The 18,404-nt window shown below is 71.6% G+C and carries 16 protein-coding genes; 3 read left to right on the top strand and 13 right to left on the bottom strand.

Annotation, left to right across the window (positions count from 1 at the left end; translation table 11 throughout):
- Nucleotides 1-48: 48 nt before the first annotated feature.
- Both QFZ26_RS11340 and gabT read right to left on the bottom strand, forming a co-directional pair.
- The gene (locus QFZ26_RS11340) at nucleotides 49-1,329 is read right to left on the bottom strand and encodes a Glu/Leu/Phe/Val family dehydrogenase (protein WP_307045051.1); all 1,281 of its coding nucleotides are present in this window, start codon (nucleotides 1,327-1,329) and stop codon (nucleotides 49-51) included.
- Nucleotides 1,330-1,352: 23 nt separating this feature from the next.
- Nucleotides 1,353-2,711, bottom strand: a complete 1,359-nt coding sequence (gene gabT, locus QFZ26_RS11335; protein ID WP_307042136.1) for a 4-aminobutyrate--2-oxoglutarate transaminase — start codon at nucleotides 2,709-2,711, stop codon at nucleotides 1,353-1,355.
- A gap of 99 nt (nucleotides 2,712-2,810) precedes the next feature.
- Here gabT and QFZ26_RS11330 point away from each other — a divergent pair, with 99 nt between their 5' ends.
- Nucleotides 2,811-4,424: a PucR family transcriptional regulator gene (locus QFZ26_RS11330; RefSeq protein ID WP_307042134.1), complete on the top strand. Its 1,614-nt coding sequence runs from the start codon at nucleotides 2,811-2,813 to the stop codon at nucleotides 4,422-4,424.
- Nucleotides 4,425-4,429: 5 nt separating this feature from the next.
- Here QFZ26_RS11330 and QFZ26_RS11325 read toward each other — a convergent pair whose 3' ends face one another.
- Nucleotides 4,430-5,809 (bottom strand): GH1 family beta-glucosidase, encoded by a 1,380-nt coding sequence (locus QFZ26_RS11325; RefSeq protein WP_307042132.1) that lies wholly within the window; start codon nucleotides 5,807-5,809, stop codon nucleotides 4,430-4,432.
- 191 nt (nucleotides 5,810-6,000) lie between these two features.
- Nucleotides 6,001-7,149: a M14 family zinc carboxypeptidase gene (locus QFZ26_RS11320; RefSeq protein WP_307042130.1), complete on the bottom strand. Its 1,149-nt coding sequence runs from the start codon at nucleotides 7,147-7,149 to the stop codon at nucleotides 6,001-6,003.
- 223 nt (nucleotides 7,150-7,372) lie between these two features.
- On the opposite strand from QFZ26_RS11320, the gene QFZ26_RS11315 reads away from it, so the two are divergent.
- The gene (locus QFZ26_RS11315; protein WP_307042128.1) at nucleotides 7,373-7,567 is read left to right on the top strand and encodes a DUF1918 domain-containing protein; all 195 of its coding nucleotides are present in this window, start codon (nucleotides 7,373-7,375) and stop codon (nucleotides 7,565-7,567) included.
- Between the two features lie 20 nt (nucleotides 7,568-7,587).
- On the opposite strand, the gene QFZ26_RS11310 is transcribed toward QFZ26_RS11315, so the two are convergent.
- On the bottom strand, nucleotides 7,588-9,024 hold the full coding sequence (locus QFZ26_RS11310) for a DUF1254 domain-containing protein (RefSeq protein ID WP_307042126.1): 1,437 nt from the start codon (nucleotides 9,022-9,024) through the stop codon (nucleotides 7,588-7,590).
- Between the two features lie 85 nt (nucleotides 9,025-9,109).
- Between QFZ26_RS11310 and QFZ26_RS11305 the strand changes: the two genes are divergently transcribed.
- Nucleotides 9,110-9,880 (top strand): SGNH/GDSL hydrolase family protein, encoded by a 771-nt coding sequence (locus QFZ26_RS11305; protein ID WP_307042124.1) that lies wholly within the window; start codon nucleotides 9,110-9,112, stop codon nucleotides 9,878-9,880.
- Between the two features lie 56 nt (nucleotides 9,881-9,936).
- Here the strand turns inward: QFZ26_RS11305 and QFZ26_RS11300 are convergent, their stop codons facing one another.
- The 8 genes from QFZ26_RS11300 to QFZ26_RS11265 form a co-directional block, all read right to left on the bottom strand.
- Nucleotides 9,937-10,434 (bottom strand): FBP domain-containing protein, encoded by a 498-nt coding sequence (locus tag QFZ26_RS11300; RefSeq protein ID WP_307042121.1) that lies wholly within the window; start codon nucleotides 10,432-10,434, stop codon nucleotides 9,937-9,939.
- Nucleotides 10,435-10,463: 29 nt separating this feature from the next.
- On the bottom strand, nucleotides 10,464-11,288 hold the full coding sequence (locus tag QFZ26_RS11295) for a hypothetical protein (RefSeq protein WP_307042120.1): 825 nt from the start codon (nucleotides 11,286-11,288) through the stop codon (nucleotides 10,464-10,466).
- Nucleotides 11,254-12,192, bottom strand: coding sequence for a bile acid:sodium symporter family protein (locus tag QFZ26_RS11290; protein WP_307042118.1), 939 nt, complete (start codon nucleotides 12,190-12,192; stop codon nucleotides 11,254-11,256). The genes QFZ26_RS11295 and QFZ26_RS11290 overlap by 35 nt, the downstream gene beginning before the upstream one ends.
- Before the next feature lie 45 nt (nucleotides 12,193-12,237).
- Nucleotides 12,238-13,311 carry a phosphate ABC transporter substrate-binding protein PstS gene (gene pstS, locus QFZ26_RS11285; protein ID WP_307042116.1) on the bottom strand — a complete coding sequence of 358 codons (1,074 nt, stop codon included), beginning with the start codon at nucleotides 13,309-13,311 and terminating at the stop codon, nucleotides 12,238-12,240.
- A 58-nt stretch (nucleotides 13,312-13,369) separates the two neighbouring features.
- Nucleotides 13,370-14,713 (bottom strand): aminotransferase class V-fold PLP-dependent enzyme, encoded by a 1,344-nt coding sequence (locus QFZ26_RS11280; protein WP_307042114.1) that lies wholly within the window; start codon nucleotides 14,711-14,713, stop codon nucleotides 13,370-13,372.
- Between the two features lie 139 nt (nucleotides 14,714-14,852).
- Nucleotides 14,853-16,256, bottom strand: coding sequence for an NtaA/DmoA family FMN-dependent monooxygenase (locus QFZ26_RS11275; protein ID WP_307042112.1), 1,404 nt, complete (start codon nucleotides 16,254-16,256; stop codon nucleotides 14,853-14,855).
- A gap of 146 nt (nucleotides 16,257-16,402) precedes the next feature.
- Nucleotides 16,403-17,503, bottom strand: a complete 1,101-nt coding sequence (locus QFZ26_RS11270) for a fatty acid desaturase family protein (protein WP_307045049.1) — start codon at nucleotides 17,501-17,503, stop codon at nucleotides 16,403-16,405.
- 211 nt (nucleotides 17,504-17,714) lie between these two features.
- Nucleotides 17,715-18,188 carry a hypothetical protein gene (locus QFZ26_RS11265; RefSeq protein WP_307042110.1) on the bottom strand — a complete coding sequence of 158 codons (474 nt, stop codon included), beginning with the start codon at nucleotides 18,186-18,188 and terminating at the stop codon, nucleotides 17,715-17,717.
- Nucleotides 18,189-18,404: the final 216 nt, after the last annotated feature.

Here is an 18,404-nt window from a genome sequence, read left to right as displayed (position 1 = left end):
TCACGAGTCGTCCGACTTCGATCGGATTCGGGCGACTCGGCATGGATGTCAGGGATAGAGGCCACGCAGGCGGTGTGCCTCCGCGACCCGCTCGACGGCGAGCGCCGTGGCCGCCGTGCGGAGCGAGAGCCCCCGCGCGTCGGCGTAGCCGAGCACGTGCTTCCACGCGCTGAGCATCCGCTCCTCCAGTCTGGACTCCACCTCGTCGGCACGCCACCAGTACGCCTGGTTGGCCTGCACCCACTCGAAGTAGGAGACGATGACGCCGCCCGCGTTGGCGAGGATGTCGGGGACGACGAGAATGCCGCGCTCGCGCAGGATGCGGTCGGCGGCCGGAGTCGTTGGGCCGTTCGCGCCCTCGACGATGACGCTCGCGCGCACCTCGGTCGCGTTGCCGTCGTGGAGCACGCCCTCGACGGCGGCGGGCACGAGGAGGTCGACGTCGTGCGTGAGCAGGTCGGCGCCGTCGAGCGGCTCTGCCCCGGCGAAGCCGATGACGGAGCCGGTCGCCCGCACGTGGTCGGAGAGCGCCCCGATGTCGAGGCCGCCGTCGTTCGAGACCGCCCCGTACTGGTCGCTGATCGCGGTCACCCGCACGCCCGCTTCGGAGAGGAACCGCGCGGCATCCGCACCGACCTTTCCGAAGCCCTGCACGGCCGCCGTCGATCGCGCCGGATCGAGGCCCACGTGCCGCAGCGCGGCGAGCGCGATATGCGTGACGCCACGGCTCGTGGCACTGGCGCGCCCGAGCGAGCCGCCGAGCGCGATGGGCTTGCCCGTCACGATGCCGGGCACGGTGTAGCCGCTGTTCACCGAGTAGGTGTCCATGATCCAGGCCATTGTCTGCTCGTCGGTGCCGATGTCGGGCGCGGGGATGTCGCGCTCGGGGCCGATGATCGGGAGGATCTCGCTCGTGTACCGTCGGGTCACGCGCTCGAGCTCGGCCATGGAGTGCTCACGCGGGTCGATCGCGATGCCGCCCTTGGCGCCGCCGTAGGGCACGTCGAGGAGGGCGCACTTCCAGGTCATCCACATCGCGAGGGCCCGCACTTCGTCGATGTTGACGTTCGGCGCGTAGCGCAGGCCGCCCTTGGCGGGGCCCCGTGAGAAGTTGTGCTGCACGCGGTAGCCGAGGTACAGGCGGCTCTCGCCCGAGTCCATGCGCAGCGGCACGGCGACGCTGAGCTCGCGGCGCGGGGTCGCGAGCATCTGGTGCAGGCCGTCGCTGAGGCCGAGCAGCGAGATCGCCTCGGCGAGCTGCGAGCGCGCGTCGGTGAGCGGCGTGGCGACGTGGTCGACGGATGCTGCGGCATCCGGTGCGGTCGACATCGTCGTCGCCGCCAAGAGGTCGGTCATGCGTTCTTCAGTCCTTCCGCGACGACCGAGAGGCCGTCGACGAGCAGTTCATCGGTGATGGTGAGCGGGGGCAGGAAGCGGATCACGTTGCCGTACGTGCCGCACGTGAGCACGAGCACGCCGCTCGCGTGGGCGTGCTTCGCGACCGCCGAGGTGAGCGCCGCGTCGGGCGCCCCGGTGTCGGGGTCGACGAGCTCGATCGCCACCATCGCGCCGCGGCCGCGGACATCGCCGATGCGGGGGTCGACGGTGCGCAGGGCGTTCAGCCGGCCGATGAGCACGGCGCCGATCTCGCGGGCGCGCTCGATGAGGCCGTCCTGCTCGTAGGCCTCGATCGCGGCGAGCGCGGCGACGCACGCGAGCGGGTTGCCGCCGTAGGTGCCGCCGAGGCCGCCGGGCATCGCGGAGTCCATGATGTCGGCGCGGCCGGTGACGGCCGAGAGCGGCAGGCCGCCGGCGATGCCCTTCGCGGTGACGACGAGGTCGGGCACGATGCCGTCGTGCTCGCTCGCGAACCAGGCACCCGTGCGGCCGAAGCCGGTCTGCACCTCGTCGGCGATGAACACGACGCCGTTGGCGCGGCACCAGTCGACGATCGCGGGGAGGAAGCCGGGGGCGGGCACGATGAAGCCGCCCTCGCCCTGGATGGGCTCGATGATGACGGCGGCGAGGTTCTCGGCGCCGACCTGCTTCTCGATCTGCGTGATGGCGCGGGCCGCGGCCTCGGCGCCCGACAGGCCGCCGTCGCGGAACGGGTACGAGAGCGGCGCGCGGTACACCTCGGAGGCGAACGGCCCGAACCCGCTCTTGTACGGGATGTTCTTCGCGGTGAGGCCCATCGTGAGGTTCGTGCGGCCGTGGTAGGCGTGGTCGAAGGCGACGACCGCCTGCTTCTTCGTGAAGTGGCGGGCGATCTTCACGGCGTTCTCGACGGCCTCGGCGCCGGAGTTGAAGAGGGCCGAGCGCTTCACGTGATCGCCCGGCGTCAGGCGGTTCAGCGCCTCGGCGACGTCGACGTACGAGTCGTACGGTGCGACGGTGAAGCACGTGTGCGTGAAGGCGTTGAGCTGCGCGGTCACGGCCTCGACGACACGCGGGTTGGCGTTGCCGACTCCGGTGACCGCGATGCCCGAGCCGAGGTCGATGAGCGAGTTGCCGTCGGCGTCGACGATGACCCCACCGCCCGCCGCGACCACCGCGACGGGAATGGTGGTGCCCACGCCGGCGGCGACCGCGTCGGCCTTGCGTGCCATGAGCTCCTGGGAACGCGGGCCCGGGATGGCGGTGACGAGGCGGCGCTCCTGGGCGAGCGCCGGTCCTCCGGTGACGGTGACCTGGGTGTCGACGAGGGTCATGGCTGCTCCGATGCGAGGTGACGGCGGTGGCGGATGCCGCCAATGCTAGGTCGGCCTCGACGGATGCCCCCAGCGCCCCCGTGTACACTCGGTGGCAGCTTGTTGGACACCACGTACACCGCCGTGCGGCGGCATCCGTCGCCTCGAACCATTCCGGGAGCCACCGTGCAGCCGACCGTGCAGACCCTGCTCGCCCGCTCAGACCTCGCCCTCACGCTGCGGAACCCGTCGGCGAGCCTGCCGGCCGTGGCGCTCGCCACGCAGGTGTCGTGGGCGCACAGCTCCGACCTCGCCGACCCGACCCCGTTCCTCGATGCCGGGCACGTGCTGCTCACGACCGGCACGCAGTTCGGTGACGGTGCCGACGACCCGGGCTTCGCGGCCGATTACGTGGCGCGCCTTCGCGAGCGTGGGGTCGCCGCACTGGGATTCGGCACCGAGGTGATCCGCGCCGGCACCCCTGAGGCGCTCGTCGAGGCGTGCACGGTCCAGGGGCTGCCGCTCTTCGAGGTGCCATACCGCGTGCCGTTCATCGCTATCGCCCGCACGGTGGCCGACCTCATCGCCGAAGACGCGTACGCCCGCCACACGTGGGCGCTCGCGGCGCAGCGGTCGATCTCGCTCGCCGCACTTCGGCCCGACGGACTCTCGGCGACCCTCGCCGAGCTCTCGCACCGCATCGGCGCCTGGGTCGGCCTCATCGACGCCACGGGTTCGCTCGACCGGGAGGCGCCCGCCGGTGCGCTCGGCCAGCCCGCGCTCGGCGAGGTGGTGGGTGAGGCGCGGTCGATGCTGCGGCGCGGCCAGCGCGCGAGCCGCACGTTGCTCGCGGGCGAGTCGACGAGCGCGCCGCAGCGCATGACACTGCAGACCCTCGGCAGTGGCGGGGCGCTGCGCGGTGTGCTCGCGATCGGCGACTCCGCCGAGCTCGACCAGGCCGGCCGCGAGGTCGTCACCTCGGTGATCGCGCTCGCAGGGCTCGCGCTCGAGCAGAACCGCGACCTCGACCGCGCGCGGGGTCACCTGCGGTCGGGGCTCCTCCGCGGCATCCTCGCCGGCGACACCGCGCTCGCCGAACGGGTCGCCACCGAGATGTGGGGTCCGCTCCCAGCGACGCCGGTGCGGGTCGCGGTGACGGATGCCCCGGCGTTGCACGTCGATCGCCTCACCGAGCTGCTCGAGGTGCGGGTCGCCGAGCGCGGCGGCCGGCTCTTCTTCGGCCGCGACGACGAGCAGCTCGTGCTCCTCCTCGAGGAGGCCGACACGGGGCTCGCCGAGGAGCTCGCGACCGAGTTCGAGCTCCCGGTCGGCGTGTCCGACCCGGTCGGCCCCGGCGGCATCGCGCTCGCCCACGAACAGGCGCTGCGCGCGGTCGAACGTGCTCGCGAATCCGGCGCGGGCGTCGTCGCCTTCGACGAGATCAGCCGGCAGGGGGTGCTCGCCTTCCTCGCCCGAACCGACGCCCGGGCCGTGGCGCTCGCCACCCTCGCCCCGCTCAGCGAGCACGACGAGGCGAACGGCACGGCGCTGCTCACGACGGCGCGCACGTGGCTCGAGCACGGCGGACAGTTCGACGCCACCGCGCACGCCCTCGGGGTGCACCGGCACACGGTGCGCAGCCGTATCGCGCTTGCCGAACGGCTGCTCGGACGCGACCTCTCGGGGTTCCACGCGCGCGCCGACCTGTGGGCGGCGCTGCTCGCCGTCAGCTGACGCGCTCAGCGGGGGTGCGCGGCGCGCTCCCGCGCGATGAGTTCGCGGTACCAAGTGAACGAGTCCTTCGGTGTGCGCACGCCGGTCTCGAAGTCGACGTGCACGAGCCCGAACCGCTGCGTGTAGCCCTCGGCCCACTCGAAGTTGTCGATGAGCGACCAGGCGAGGTAGCCGTGCACGTCGACGCCGAGCTCGATCGCGCGGCGCACGGCGCCGATGTGCGCGTCGAAATAGGCGATGCGGCGGACGTCGTGCACGCGGCCCCCGACGACCTCGTCGGGGAACGAGGCGCCGTTCTCGGTGATGACGATCGGCGGGAGCCGGTCGCCGTAGTCGTCTTGCAGGGCGACGAGCACGTCGGTGAACGCGGCCGGCACGATCGGCCAGCCGAAGCCCGTCACGGGCACGTCGTCGAAGTCGACCGGCTCGAACGGCAGCCCGGCCGCCGCGAACACCGATCCGGCGGATGCCGCGGCCACGCGCGTCGGGTTGTAGAAGTTCACCCCGTAGAAGTCGAGCGGCGCACCGATCACGTCGAGGTCCCCGTGCTGCAGCCCCGGGAAGGTGTCGAGGCCGAATCCGCTGAGGTCCGGGTAGGCGCCCGTGAGCACGGGGCCGGCGAAGACGCGGTTGACCACCGCGTCGAAGGCGCCCGCGGCCGCCACGTCGGCCGGGGCATCCGTCGCCGGCACCACCAGGGTGTGGTTGTTCGTGATGCCGACCTCGGCCTCGCCGGCAGCGCGGATCGCCGCGACGGCGAGCCCGTGCGCGAGCAGCTGGTGGTGCGCCGTGGGCAGCGCGCCGAGCATGAGCGCGTGCCCGGGCGCCTGCGTGCCGAGCGCGTAGCCCTGCAGCGTCATCATCGACGGCTCGTTCAGGGTGATCCACCGAGGCACGCGGTCGCCGAGGCGGGCGAGCACGAGCTCGACGAAGTCGCCGAAGCGGGTCGCGGTGTCACGGGCGAGCCAGCCGCCGGCCTCTTCGAGCGGCTGCGGCAGGTCCCAGTGGAAGAGCGTCGGCAGCGGGGCGATGCCCGCGTCGAGAAGTGCATCGACGACGCGCTCGTAGTAGTCGAGTCCGGGCTCGTTGGCCGGGCCCGTACCGCCCGGCTGCACGCGGCTCCACGAGATCGAGAAGCGGTAGTCGGTGGCGCCGAGCTCGCCGAGCAGGGCGACATCGTCTCGGTATCGGCGGTAGCTGTCGGCGGCGACGTCGGCGTTCGCGCCCTCGAGGACCCGGCCGGGTGTGTGCGAGAAGACATCCCAGACGGAGGGGCCTCGGCCATCGGCATCCGTCGATCCCTCGATCTGGAAGGCGGCGGTCGCGGCGCCCCACCGGAAGCCGGGCGGGAAGGCGGGGCGATCGGCAGTGGTGGCGTCATCCATCGTGAACCTCGCTGTTCATCGGTCGGCGGTCGGATGCCGCCGGCGCCCGGGGGCACTGAGTGGGACGCTTGACCCACTCCCGCCACCCTAGCCGCGGCGCGCGGCGGCCGGAAGGGGCGCGCGCGAAGCGGCGGCAGGCGCACCCGGCGAACCGGGGACCTGCCGCCGCTCGTGACTCGCGGTGACCGGCGTCAGAAAGTCGCCGGGATCACGCCGTCGTCGGTCTGGTACCCGGTGACGGGTGCGTGCGGGATCTCGTCCCAGCGCGCCGCGTCCTCCTGCTGCACTTCACCGGTGGCCATGCCCACCAGCAATTCCGTCAGCGCGAGCACATTCTGGTGGATCGACTTGCCGCGGGCCTTCTGACCGAGGCTGCCGTCGCTCGTGTTGCCGCTCGTCTCGAAGAAGATCGCCGGGTTGCTGTGACCCTCGGGGTTGAGGCCCTTGTAGTCGAACCCGAGCATCATGGCCGAGACCACGCCGCCCTTGATGTCGATCTCGAGGCTGCCGCCCACCTGGTAGCGATCCATGTTGATGCTGCCGTACTTGGCGAGCTCGTCGTACACGTGCACGTGCATCTGGCGGGTCAGCGTGTCGTACGCGCCGCCCTCGATGCCCGGGAGCGTGGGTCCGCCGGGAGCGAGCGAGATGCCGAGCGAGAGCGTCACGTCGTCGCCGGTGCCGTACTCCGCCTTGAGCCCCTGGTGGTGGATGTCGACGGCGAATGCCGGGTCGACCATCGTCCAGTACTCGTAGAACGCCTCGGACTCGGCGGCGACGAACTTGCCGGCGCCCCAGTCGCGGTTCAGGTCGATGCGGCGCTCGGTGCCGTCCTGCAGGATCGTCTGGCGGATGTTCGCCTCCGACCCGTCGGGGTTGTACATCGGGATGACGTGGAACGTGTACGTCTCCCGCAATAGGGTCCAGTCGGGCGAGCCGTTCGTTCCGAGCTCCTTCAGCACCGCGAGCAGCGATTCGGTGCCGTACGGCTCGTTCCCGTGGATCCGGCCCTGCAGCCAGACCGCCTCGGGCCCGTCGCCGACCGTGGCGACGTAGAGGTCGCGGCCCTGCTCGGACGTGGCGACCTCGGTGCCGACCTCGGCGAGCGTCGTGACGTCGACGCCGAAGCGCGAGGTCTTCTCGATGCGGTTCAGCTCCGCGACGAGGTCGTCGTACGTGACGATGCTCGCGATGCTGGTGTTGCCATTCGGCGACGGGAAATTCGCGTCGGCCAGCGCCGGCGCACTCGCCGCCAGCGGGGCGGCCACGGCGAACGCCGCCGCGGCAGCGAGCATGGTCGTGCGACGGCGGCGATTCGGCGGCTTCGAGACAGTGGTCATCTGGTACTCCCCATTGAGATCGACGTGCCGCTGTAGACGGCACTCGTCCGCGAGACTGCCTGGAATGGGCTTTCCCGTGGACGTGCTTTGGAGCGTACGGAACCGGTTCCACCGGCGTCAAGGACGCACGTCCGCGCTTCGGAAGGCGTATCGCACCGATCGTCCACCACCTTCCGCACCGCGACCGCCCGGCGTACGCTGGAACGAGCGGGAGGAGGACGCGATGCACGCGAACGTCGGCGAACGCCTCGTCATCCATGGCAAGCAGGTCGGCCAGGCCGACCGGCACGGAGAGATCCTCGAGGTACGGGGCGAGCAGGGCGGCCCGCCCTATTTCGTGCGCTTCGACGACGGCCACGAGACGCTCCTCTACCCGGGTACCGACTGCGAGCTCGAGCATGAGCGCCAGGCGCACTGAGCGCTGAGGGCACTCGCGCCTCAGTCGATCGGCTCGAACTCGTTGAGCCGCCAGGTCTGGTCGAACCACGGCTCGAGGGGGCCGTAGATGCGGAAGAGCTGGAACCACGCCTTGCCCGGGATCGTCTCGACCCAGTTCGACTCCTTGCCCTCGGGCGCGGTCGGCCCGAAGTAGAGATCGTACGAGCCGTCATCGTTGGCCTGGAGCTTGCCGTCGTTGCTCGCGAGCGCGGGATACGGGGTCGACGGGACGACCAGCAATGATCGGGTCTGGGTGTCGTACAGGTCGACTGCCCAGAAGTTCTTCGCCGGCGGATTGGCGTCGACGTGGAGGCGGTAGCTGCGAGCGCCATCGAGCAGGTCGCCGTTCGCATCGTGCACCGTGTAGGCATAGGCCGAGCCCGCACCGACCTGGGCGTGCGCCATCGCCGGGGTGATGACCGTGGCGAGGTAGTGGAACTGCGTACGAGCGTCGAGCAGCCGTGCACCGTTGCGCAGGAACTCGTAGCTTCCGCCGACGAACGGGGTGCGCCAGGAGCCGTAGATGACCGCATCGGGATCACGTGGCGCGTAGGCGATCACGCGGGCGATGCCCGCGGCGATGGGGGCGGCCTGCTCGAGGATCGCCTTCACTCGCGCATCGGGCGCGAACGGCTGGCCGTGCACGATGCCGATGGCGGCGAGCTGTCCGGCGCGCTCGACGTCGAGCGCCTCGGCCGGTTCTTCCTGCACCAGTTCGGCCACCTCTTCGTAGAACGAGAAGTCGTTGGCGTGCACCGTGTTGAAGGAGAGTTCGGCGAGGTCGACGAACTCGTTCGGTTCGGGGTTCTCCGCCTCTGCGAGCGGGTAGATGCGGGTCTGCTTCATTGCGGTCACGCCGCCGAGCGCGCGGAGCACGACGAAATTCGTGAACGTCGGGGTCCGGTACACGAAGTAGCCGTCGGGCACCTCGCCCTCATAGCCGGGCGGGAGGAAGAGGTACTTGCCGCCCGCCCCTCGGTCGGGTCCGGCGATGCCCATGTCGGTCACGTACCGGAACCAGAAGTCGTCGACCACGCAGAGCGACTGCGGCGGCGCCTCGATGACCGTCGGACCCCACGCGTTCAAGTCGAGCATCGTCGTTCCGTAGGTCGTCTCCGTGTTCGGCGTGAGGAACAACGCCTTCGACGTCGCACGCGGCTGGGTGATGCCGATCTGCCGAGGAGACGTGACGCCCGCGGCACGAAGGCCCGTGCGGAACGCCACGAGCGACGCACCGGGAACCGCGTTCAGGAACACCTCGATGCCTCGCATGAGATCGAGCGCGTCATAGGCCGCGTCGACCGTCTCGGGCAGCGGCAGCCCGTCGAAGAATCGCAGGTCGCCGAACGGCGAGGACACCGTGTCGGGAGTACTGAGCGACGCCACCGCCTCAGCCAGCTCGTCTGCGCTGAGTCCTGCACGGCTCTGATCGGACATGTTTCCCCCAATGTCGACGTTCTCGGCTCACTCTTGCAGCGGGCTGTCCCGAGAACAAGTGCGCTCGTCGCGCTAGCGTTGAGGGATGTTCCACTCCTACGCGGCCATCGGCGACAGCTTCACCGAGGGAGTCGGCGACGAGCTGCCCGACGGCAGCGTGCGCGGCTGGGCGGACTTCGTCGCACTCGGCCTCGCTGCCGCGGCGCGCGAGCCCATCGGCTACGCGAACCTCGCGATCCGCGGCCGCAAGCTCGGGCCGATCGTCGACGAGCAGCTCGAGGCGGCCATCGCCCTGCAGCCAGAGGTGATCAGCTTCAACGGCGGCGGCAACGACATGCTCCGCCCGCGCATGCCCGAAGAGCTCGTGGCCGGCCGGTTCCGGCAGGCGGTGCACCGCATCCGCGACGCCGGCATCCACGTGCTCATGCTGAGCGGGGCGAATCCGACCGAGCACCTGCCCCTCGGCCGGGTGTTCGACGCGCGCGGGGCGCGGCTCACGGCGCAGCTGAACGACCTCGCCGAGCTCGACGGCGTGACCTTCGTCGACAACTTCTCCGACGTGGGCCTGCGCGACATCCGCTACTGGTCGGCCGACAAGCTGCACCTGAACGCGCTGGGGCACGCCCGGGTCGCGAGCAACGTGCTCACCGCGCTCGAGCTGCCGGTGCCCGCGGAGTGGGGCGTCGCCGAGGTGGCCACCGCACCGCCGGGTCCCCGCAGCCGCCGCACTGCCGCCTACTACCGCCAGCACGTCCTGCCATGGATCGGCCGACGCCTCACGGGCCGCTCCTCGGGCGACCGCCGCACGGCGAAGCGTCCGACGCTCGAGCCGGTGGCTCCGGATGCCGCGGCTTGACGCCTGACCACAGCGCCGCGCCGTACGCCCCCCTGCACTCCGCTCAGCGCGAGCGCTCAGCGCGCGCCGAGCACGTCGGCGACGAACGCACGGGTGCGCCGGGCGAGGCCTTCGATGCGCTCGAGCTCCGAGACGCTCGGCTGCACCTCGGAGGGCGCTGCCGGGCGCCCGAGCCGCACCGTCTCCTGGCACGCCAGGTCACTGCAGATGTAGGTGCCGACACTGTCGCCGCGCTCGCCGGCCGGCCCGGCACGCCGTGCCGAGAACAGCACGACCTGGTCGGCGGGCTGCTGGGTGTGGCAGAGGTTGCAGATGGCCGCGCGATGCTGGGAGCCGGCGTGGTCGGTCGCTCGCAGCACGACGCCGGCGGCCGATCCGTCGAGTTCGGTCACGAGGTAGCCGCGCGCGGGGATGCGGGGGTCACGCCACGCGAAGGCGTCGAGGTGGGCCCACTCGGCGACGAAGAAGCGCACCGGCAGCGAAAGCGTGGCGAGCTCCGCTTCGCTCGCGTTGCCGAGCGACGTGCGGATGTCGCTCTCGACGAGCGCCTGCATGCGTCCCCTTCCGTGCCGACTCCTCCAGTCTATGAACCACCGAGGCGGGCGGCGACGCGGGTGGACGCCCACTCCTCGTACGTCATCGGGGCGGACCCTGCCGGCGGCTCGCCGGCCGGCACCGCACGCCACTCCACGCCGGTCGAGCGCGGACCCCACTCCAGCAGCACGACGTCATCGGGCGCCACCGGGCTCGGCCGCGTGAGGTCGCTGATCTCAGCGGCCGGAATGCGCCGCACGAGCCCGCGCTCGCGGAACTCCTCGAGCGTCACACAGGAACTGATCCAGGCGAACCAGAAGTCGCGCTGCGTGAGGAGGCACACGCGTTCGCCGTCGCGATACGTCCACACCTCGTACCCCACGGCGGATCCGAGGGGTCGCAGCGACGACGCGGCGGCCGGATCGAGGTGCGTGGCCTCGGTCACGTCACGGGCGCGGTCGAGCTCCGCGACCGATGGGGCTCGTTCGAACACCTCGAGTCCGCGCGGCGGCAGGAGGAGCTCGCGTACCGGTCCCAGCAGTGCGATGGCGCCGACGGCCGACGCGAGCACGGTCACCGCCGTCGCGAACCTCCACCGCCGCGTCGGTCGCTCATCGGGCCGCGGCACCTCGGCGTTGGGCACCGACTCCGCGGACGGGGTCTCAGAGCCGGATCGCGGAGCCGACAATCCCGGCGGCGGAGCACCTGTGCCGCCGTCCGCGCGCCCGCCGAGCCGGCGCTCGATCGCAACGAGTTCGGCCACCGCGCCGGGCGACGGTTCTCCCGGCGTGCCGTAGACGATCCGCCGCAGCTCGTCGCGGCGGCGTTCGAGCGGGTCCTCAGCCTCGGCGTCCATCTCCGTGCCCTGCGGCATCCGGAATTCTCGCGTGCACGGTCGCATCCTCCGCTCCGGATGCAGCGCCGACGCGCGTTCGGCCTCGGATCAGGAAGCCGAAGGCGAGCGCCACGAAGAACATCAGCACGCCGTAGACCGCCGCGGGCAGGCTCATCTCGACGCTGCCGATGACGGTCTGGGCGATGACGATCGCGAGCGTGGCGTTGTGGATGCCGATCTCGAACGAGCTTGCGATCGACTGGCCGCGCGTGACCGCGAACAGCCTCGGCACGAAGTAGCCGATGGTGAGGCTCAGCACGCAGAAGAGCACCGTGATGCCGGCGAGCCGCCCCGCGTTCTCGAGGAGCAGATCGAGGTTCGACACGATGGCGCCCGCGATGACGATGACGAGGATGACGACCGAGGCGACGCGCACGGGTCCGTCCATGCGGTCGGCGAAGCCGGGCCTCCACCACCGCACGAGCATGCCCAGCACGACCGGTCCGAGGACGATCGCGAAGACCTCGACGGTCTTCGCGAACTGCAGTCCCAGCTCGTTGCCCTCGGGCAGGAAGTACGCGATCGCGAGGTTCGTGATGAGCGGCAGCGTGAACACGGCGAGCACGGAGTTCACGGCGGTCAGCGAGATGTTGAGGGCGACGTCGCCGCGGAACAGGTGGCTGTAGAGGTTCGCCGTGGTGCCGCCGGGCGAGGCAGCGAGCAGCATCATGCCGACCGCGAGCACCGGCGGCAGCTGGAAGAGCAGCACCAGCCCGAAGCAGAGCGCCGGCAGCACGACGAGCTGGCAGGCGAGGGCGACGAGCACCGCCTTCGGCGACTTCGCGACGCGCGCGAAGTCGCGCGGCGTGAGGGTGAGCCCGAGCCCGAACATGATGATGCCGAGGGCGACGGGCAATCCGATGGTGGTCAACGCTGATCCCATGCGCTCAGTGTGGCGCATGCGAGGCGCCAGCGGAATGGGAGCGGCTCAGCTGATGCCGGCGATCGCCGCCTCGACGCGCTCGCGCAGTGCGGGCGAGATCGGCGCCGAGCCCGCGTCGTCGGCTGCGGCATCCTGCCCCACGGCGCTCGCGACCCACTCGAGATACGCACCCACGAGCTGCCCCTCGTTCGCCTGGGCGTATTGACGGCAGGCGATGACGTAGCTGACGAGCACGAGCGGGTACACGCCGGGCTCGGTGGTCGCCCGGTCGATGTCGATGACGAGATCGTCGTCGGCGCGGCCCGGCTCCATCGGCGAGACGTCGACGACCGCGGCGGCGGCCTCGGCGCTCGGCGCGACGAACGCGTCGCCGACGGCGAGGCTCGCCACGTCGAGTCCGTCGGCCCGCGAGGCGTCGAGGTACCCGATGACGTTCACGCCGTCACGGATGACCGCGGCGATGCCGGAGTTGCCCTGCGCGGCCTCACCCTCGACCGGGAAGGCGTCGTCGGGCTCGAACGGCCAGGCCTCGGGTGCCGCCTCGGCGAGGTAGTCGGTGAAGTTCTCGGTGGTGCCCGAGTCGTCGGAACGGTGGACCGGCGCGATGCGGGCGTCGGGCAGGGGCGCGCCCGGATTCAGGCTCGTGATGCTCGGGTCGTTCCAGCGCTCGATCGTGCCCGCGAAGATGCCGGCGATCGTGTCGGCGTCGAGCTGCAGCCGGTCGACGCCCTCGATGTTGTACGCCAGCACGATCGGCGAGAGGTACACCGGCAGGTCGATCGCACCCGACTCCTCGGTGCAGCGCGCGAGCGGGCCGTCGACCTCCTCACGGCTGAGCGCGGAGTCGCTGCCCGCGTACCCGACCGCGCCGACGATGAACTGCTCGCGCCCGGCGCCGGAGCCGGCCGGGTCGTAGTTGATCGTCACGCTGCCGTTCGCGCGCTGGAATCCGGCGACCCACGCGTCTTGCGCCGCGCCCTGCGCCGAGGATCCGGCCGCATCGAGCGTGCCCGACAGTGCGCTCTCGGTGTCGCCCTGCTCGTTCACGGCGCATCCGCTCAGCAGTGCCGCCGTCATCGCGACCGCGACGATCGTGGGTCGGACGGATCGCGAGCGCATGCCCGCCATGTTAGCGAACCGGCGCGCGCGCAGACGCGGGCGGCGAGTGCCGGCAGGCTCAGCGCGGGTGGCCGAAATCGAAGCCGTGCGCCGGCCTCGGACGGTCGTCGGGGACCGGATGCCACCCCGTCGCCCGCTTCTCGTAGCGGGCACGCGGCCCGTCGGCGACGAGCTTGGCGAGCGCCTCGACGAAACGGTCGACGTCGTCGGCCCGGGATCCGACGCCGAGGCTCGCCCGGAGCCCGTTCGAGCGGCGCGCGACGCGATCGAAGAACGGGTGCGCGCAGAACCGGCCCGCACGCACCGAGATGCCGTGCTCGGCCGACAGCGCGGCCGCGGCGAGCCCGACCGAGCCGCGCTCGAGTTCGAGCGTCGCGATGCCCACGGTGTCGTGGACATCGCGAAAACCGCGCACGACGTGCACGCCGTCGATCGTCGCGAGGCCGCGGTGCAGGCGCTCGGTGAGGGCGCGTTCGTGGGCGAGGCGGGCGGGTTCGCCGAGCCACTCGAGTTCGGCGAGCGCCGAGGCGAACGCGGCGATGCCCAGCACGTTCGGCGTGCCCGCCTCGTGTCGTGCGGGCGAGTCCAGCCACCGCACGGCGTCGACGCCGACCTCGGCGACGGCGCCGCCCCCGGCGAGGTGAGGGGTGGCCCGGTCGAGCCAGTCGGCGCGGCCGACGAGTACGCCGGTCCCGTATGGCGCGTACGCCTTGTGGCCCGAGGCCGCGACGTAGTCGAGGTCGGATGCCGCGAGGTCGACGCGCCGGTGCGGCAGCAGCTGCGCGGCGTCGACCGCGATGCGCGCCCCGTGTGCGTGCGCGAGCTCGGCGAGCCGGGCGATCGGCAGCACCTCGCCGGTGACGTTCGACGCGCCCGTGATCGTGAGCAGCGCCGCCGGCCGGCGGGCGAGCTCGGCCTCGAGGTCGGCGATGGTCGCCTCGATCGTGTCCCGTGCCACGACGACGCGACGATCGCGCCAGGGCAGGAGGTTCGCGTGATGCTCGATGTCGAGCACCACGACCTCGCCGGGCACGGCGCCCGCGAGCAGGTTGAGGGCGTCGGTCGTGTTGCGCGTGAAGACCACGACGTCGTCGTCGCGAGCACCGAGGTGGCGCCCGATGGCGGCGCGCGCGTCGTCGACGAGCGCGGTCGCGAGTTCGGAGGGATAGCCGGTGCCGCGGTGCACGCTCGAGTACCACGGCGTCTGCGCGGCGACCTGTTCCGCCACGGAGGCGAGGGCCGGGGCGGATGCCGCGAGGTCGAGGTTCACGTGTCGAACGCGCCCACCGCCCAGCACGGGCACCTCGAGTCCGGCGTCGACGAGCGCGGCGAGCGGCCGCGGGCCGGTGACGTCCCGGGGCTCAGCGAGGAGCTGCGGCGCGCGTTGCTCGATGACGGTCACTGGGGCTGCTCCTCGGTCGGTGTGCGATGACGCTACGGCCGCCGGCCGCGTGCCTCAACCACCGCGTGCCGCACGGGGTCACGATGCGACACACAACGACACACACCGACATCGGAGGGTTCGATCGAGCACCGAAGCGTCACCGGAAGCCGCCCACGCTCGCGTCCTGCCGGTCGACGTGCACGTTCCCCGGGCGCTCGAGCCCGAGGTGCTCGCGGAGCGTCGTGCCCTCGTACTCGGTCGGGAAGGCCCCGCGGCGCTGCAGTTCGGGCACCACGCCGCGCGCGAACGCCTCGAACTGCGCCGGCTGCACGGCGGAGAGCACGTTGAAGCCGTCGACCGCGCCGGCGTCGCCCCACGCCTCGAACTCGGTGGCGATCTCGGCCGCGGTGCCGACGATGATCGAGGCGTTGACGGATGCCGCGACCACGAGGTGCCGCAGCGTCGGCGGTCGCTCGCCCCACGGGCTCCGGCCCGTGCGCTCCGCCACGATCTCCACGAGCTCCTGCCCGCTCGCGCTGAACCCCGAGACGAGTTGCGGCGTCACGGCACGGTCGGGCGAGAGGCCGGCGAGGTCGCGGCCGACGAGCGCCGACACGTGCGCGAGGGATCGGCCGGCGGGGAACGCCTCGGGCGGGCCGTCGGGCCAGTCCTCGGCGATCTGCACGAGCTCCGAGAGCTCGTCGGCGATCGACTGCGCGTGCTCGCGGGTCTCCCCCACGATCGGCAGCACCGGCGCGACGACCTTCAGAGTGCGGTCGTCGCGACCCGACTCGAAGGCGAGCGCTCGCAGCTCAGCGCGGATCGCGGCGGCCTGCTCGAGGCCCGACACCGCGACGAGGGCGAGATCGGCGCTCTGGGCGGCGAAGAGCTTCGAGCGGGGCGACGTTCCCGCGTGCACGATGGGGAGGTGTCCCTGCACGGGACGCACCACGTTGAGCGGTCCCGCGACGCTGAGGTGCGTGCCGTCGAACGCCGTGGCGTGCAGGCGACTGGGATCGAGGAACACGCCGGCCGCGGCATCCGACACGATCGCGTCGTCTTCGAACGAGTCCCAGAGCCGGCGGAGCACGTGCTCGAACTCGACGGCGCGGTCGTAGCGCGCGTCGTTGGCCGCATGGAAGTCGCGGCCGTGGTTCGCGGCGGCTCGCGGCTCGGAGCCGGTCACGAGGTTGAGGCCGGCGCGTCCGCCCGAGAGCAGGTCGGCTGACGCGGTCGACCTCGCGAGGGTGTACGGGTCGGCGTAGCTCGTGTTGGCCGTGGCGATCAGCCCGATGCGCTCGGTGACACCGGCGAGGTAGGTGATCGCGCTCAGCGGGTCGACGCGGGCGACGAGGTACGGGTCCTGGAACTCGAGGTCGTGGCCGGTGGCGAGCCAGTCGCCGAAGAAGAGGAAGTCGAGCCGCGCCGATTCGGCGACCTGCGCCGCGCGTCGCAGCACCGCGGCATCGGCGCGCGGGTCCCGGTGCGCGCCGGGGTACCGCCAGCCCGACGGGTACGCGCCGATCGCGCGGACCATCGCTCCGATGATGAGTCGTGTCATGAGTCGACCTCCCGGCTCACGACGCTATGGGGGGCGAGCGGATGCCGCGAGGCCCCGTGTCACACGCGTCAACCGGGCGTCACGCGGCGTCACGCCGCAGGGCCGAAGTCGGCCGGAGCGGACCCGAACCACGCTCCGGCGACAGCTCAGATGCTCGCGCGCTGCGCCACGAGCGGGCACTCGAACGGATCGCGCTCGCCGAGCCCGACCCGGTTGATGTAGTGGAACACGATCGCGTACGACTGCCCGAGCGTCGTCTGGGTGTACGGCACGTCATGGTCGCGGCAGTACCGCTCGATGATGGCCGCCGCCCGGCGCAGGTGCGGGCGCGGCATCGACGGGAAGAGATGGTGCTCGATCTGGTAGTTGAGGCCGCCCATCGCGACGTCGAGCACCCGGCTCCCGCGGATGTTGCGGCTCATCGTCACCTGGCGGCGGAGGAAGTCGAGCTTCATCCCCTTGGGCACGAGCGGCATCCCCTTGTGGTTCGGGGCGAACGACATGCCCATGTAGAACCCGAACACGCCGAGCTGGATCACGAGGAACACCGCCGCCTTGCCGGGCGGGAGCACGAGGAACACGAGGGCGACGAAGCCGATGACGCGCACGGCGAGCGCGGCGATCTCCGCCGGACGGTGCTGGAGGGGCTCCCGGGCGAACACCCGGTGCACGCTCGAAGCGTGCAGCGAGAGACCCTCGAGCAGCAGGATCGGGAAGAAGAAGGCGCCCTGGTGGGAGATCATCCACCGCATGAGCGGCCCTCGGGGCCGACGGGCCTGCTCGGGCGTGAACGCGACGACGGGCAGGTCGATGTCGGGATCGAGCCCGATCTGGTTCGGGTTCGCGTGGTGGCGGGTGTGCTTGTGCTGCCACCACCCGTAGCTCATGCCGACGAACCCGCCCAGGACGAGACTCGTCCAGTCGTTCCACTTGCCGGAGCGGAAGATCTGGCGGTGGGCGGCGTCGTGCCCGAGGAACGCCGTCTGCGTGAACAGCACCGCGAACCCGACGGCGGTGAACATCTGCCACCACGTGTCGCCGATCCAGATGAAGAGCAGGATGGCGGCGGCGAACGCCACCGGCACCGCGATGAGCTTCGTCCAGTAGTAGCCGTAGCGGCGCCGCATGAGCCCGGCTTCCTTGACGCGGCGAGCCAGCTCGGTGAATTCGCTCGGCGGCGCAGCCGACCCTGCGGCGCGCGCAGCCGCGCTGCGAGTGCGATGGATGGGGGCGATTTCGGTGGTCATCACGACCAACTCCCTACGTCGCCGCACGCGGGGTCTGGGCACGCGGACTCTGGCGACGGACGCTACGCGAAGGGCCTCCGCGCAGGTTGGCGGCAGGTACCGGTGATCAGCACTGTCCACATGCTTCGAGGCTACGCCGACCCGTCGAATCGATGAGGAACGCTCACCGAACTCTCAGGCGACGGGCGGATGCCGCCGCGCTCGAGCGCTGCTACCGGTAGTGCGACTCGTGCGGGTCGAAGCTGATGCGCTTCGCGACGCTCCAGACCGATGCGGTGCGGCTCGCCTCGCGTTGCGACACCTCGTCGTCGTCGCGGTCGCGGGCGATGCGGCGAGCCTCGACCTGCTCGCCGATGCGAGCGAGGATCACGCCGATGGTGCGCGCGAGGCCGCCCTCGAGCTCGTGGAGGTCGGTCTCGCCGATGAGCAGCCGGCGGTCCACGGCCGTGAGCGTCACCCGAGGGTATCCCGCGGCCGCGAGCTGCTCGCGGACCTCGGGTGCGGCGAGCAACTCGAGCTCGAGCGGGTCCGGCCGCCGCGTGAACACCGCCGTCACGACGTAGGTCTCGGGCGCATCCACGGTGCCGAGCGACTCGGGCAGCTCGGTGTCCACGACGTGGTCGAGGGCGAACGGCCCGAGCAACTCCGCGTCGAGATCGCGGCCGAATCCTCGAGTGATGCTCATGACCGCACGGTACGCCCGCCAGATGTGTGCCCGCACAGCTTCGCGGCCGGCCCGTCGTCGGCTGGGCGCCCCGTGTCAACCCGTCGAGACCCGGGCGCCACGCTGCGTACAATCAGAGCATCCCGGGCGCTTGTGTGCGCCCACTTCTCTGCAGACCCCTGGAGGCCCTTCTTCCGTGACGAGACCCGACCGCGATCGAACCCCTGACCGGCAGCC

Origin of the sequence: Agromyces ramosus (assembly GCF_030817175.1) — a bacterium.
Taxonomy (GTDB): domain Bacteria; phylum Actinomycetota; class Actinomycetes; order Actinomycetales; family Microbacteriaceae; genus Agromyces; species Agromyces ramosus_A.
The sequence above is the reverse complement of the archived record's forward strand: the minus strand, read 5'-3'. Positions and strand labels throughout refer to the sequence as shown.

Excerpts from the sequence above, each read along its gene's own strand:
- QFZ26_RS11340 (WP_307045051.1), bottom strand. The coding sequence starts at position 1,329 with ATGTCGACCGCACCGGATGCCGCAGCATCCGTCGACCACGTCGCCACG.
- gabT (WP_307042136.1), bottom strand. The coding sequence starts at position 2,711 with ATGACCCTCGTCGACACCCAGGTCACCGTCACCGGAGGACCGGCGCTC.
- QFZ26_RS11325 (WP_307042132.1), bottom strand. The coding sequence starts at position 5,809 with ATGGATGACGCCACCACTGCCGATCGCCCCGCCTTCCCGCCCGGCTTC.
- QFZ26_RS11320 (WP_307042130.1), bottom strand. The coding sequence starts at position 7,149 with ATGACCACTGTCTCGAAGCCGCCGAATCGCCGCCGTCGCACGACCATG.
- QFZ26_RS11315 (WP_307042128.1), top strand. The coding sequence starts at position 7,373 with ATGCACGCGAACGTCGGCGAACGCCTCGTCATCCATGGCAAGCAGGTC.
- QFZ26_RS11310 (WP_307042126.1), bottom strand. The coding sequence starts at position 9,024 with ATGTCCGATCAGAGCCGTGCAGGACTCAGCGCAGACGAGCTGGCTGAG.
- QFZ26_RS11305 (WP_307042124.1), top strand. The coding sequence starts at position 9,110 with ATGTTCCACTCCTACGCGGCCATCGGCGACAGCTTCACCGAGGGAGTC.
- QFZ26_RS11300 (WP_307042121.1), bottom strand. The coding sequence starts at position 10,434 with ATGCAGGCGCTCGTCGAGAGCGACATCCGCACGTCGCTCGGCAACGCG.
- QFZ26_RS11295 (WP_307042120.1), bottom strand. The coding sequence starts at position 11,288 with ATGCCGCAGGGCACGGAGATGGACGCCGAGGCTGAGGACCCGCTCGAA.
- QFZ26_RS11290 (WP_307042118.1), bottom strand. The coding sequence starts at position 12,192 with ATGGGATCAGCGTTGACCACCATCGGATTGCCCGTCGCCCTCGGCATC.
- pstS (WP_307042116.1), bottom strand. The coding sequence starts at position 13,311 with ATGCGCTCGCGATCCGTCCGACCCACGATCGTCGCGGTCGCGATGACG.
- QFZ26_RS11275 (WP_307042112.1), bottom strand. The coding sequence starts at position 16,256 with ATGACACGACTCATCATCGGAGCGATGGTCCGCGCGATCGGCGCGTAC.
- QFZ26_RS11270 (WP_307045049.1), bottom strand. The coding sequence starts at position 17,503 with ATGACCACCGAAATCGCCCCCATCCATCGCACTCGCAGCGCGGCTGCG.
- QFZ26_RS11265 (WP_307042110.1), bottom strand. The coding sequence starts at position 18,188 with ATGAGCATCACTCGAGGATTCGGCCGCGATCTCGACGCGGAGTTGCTC.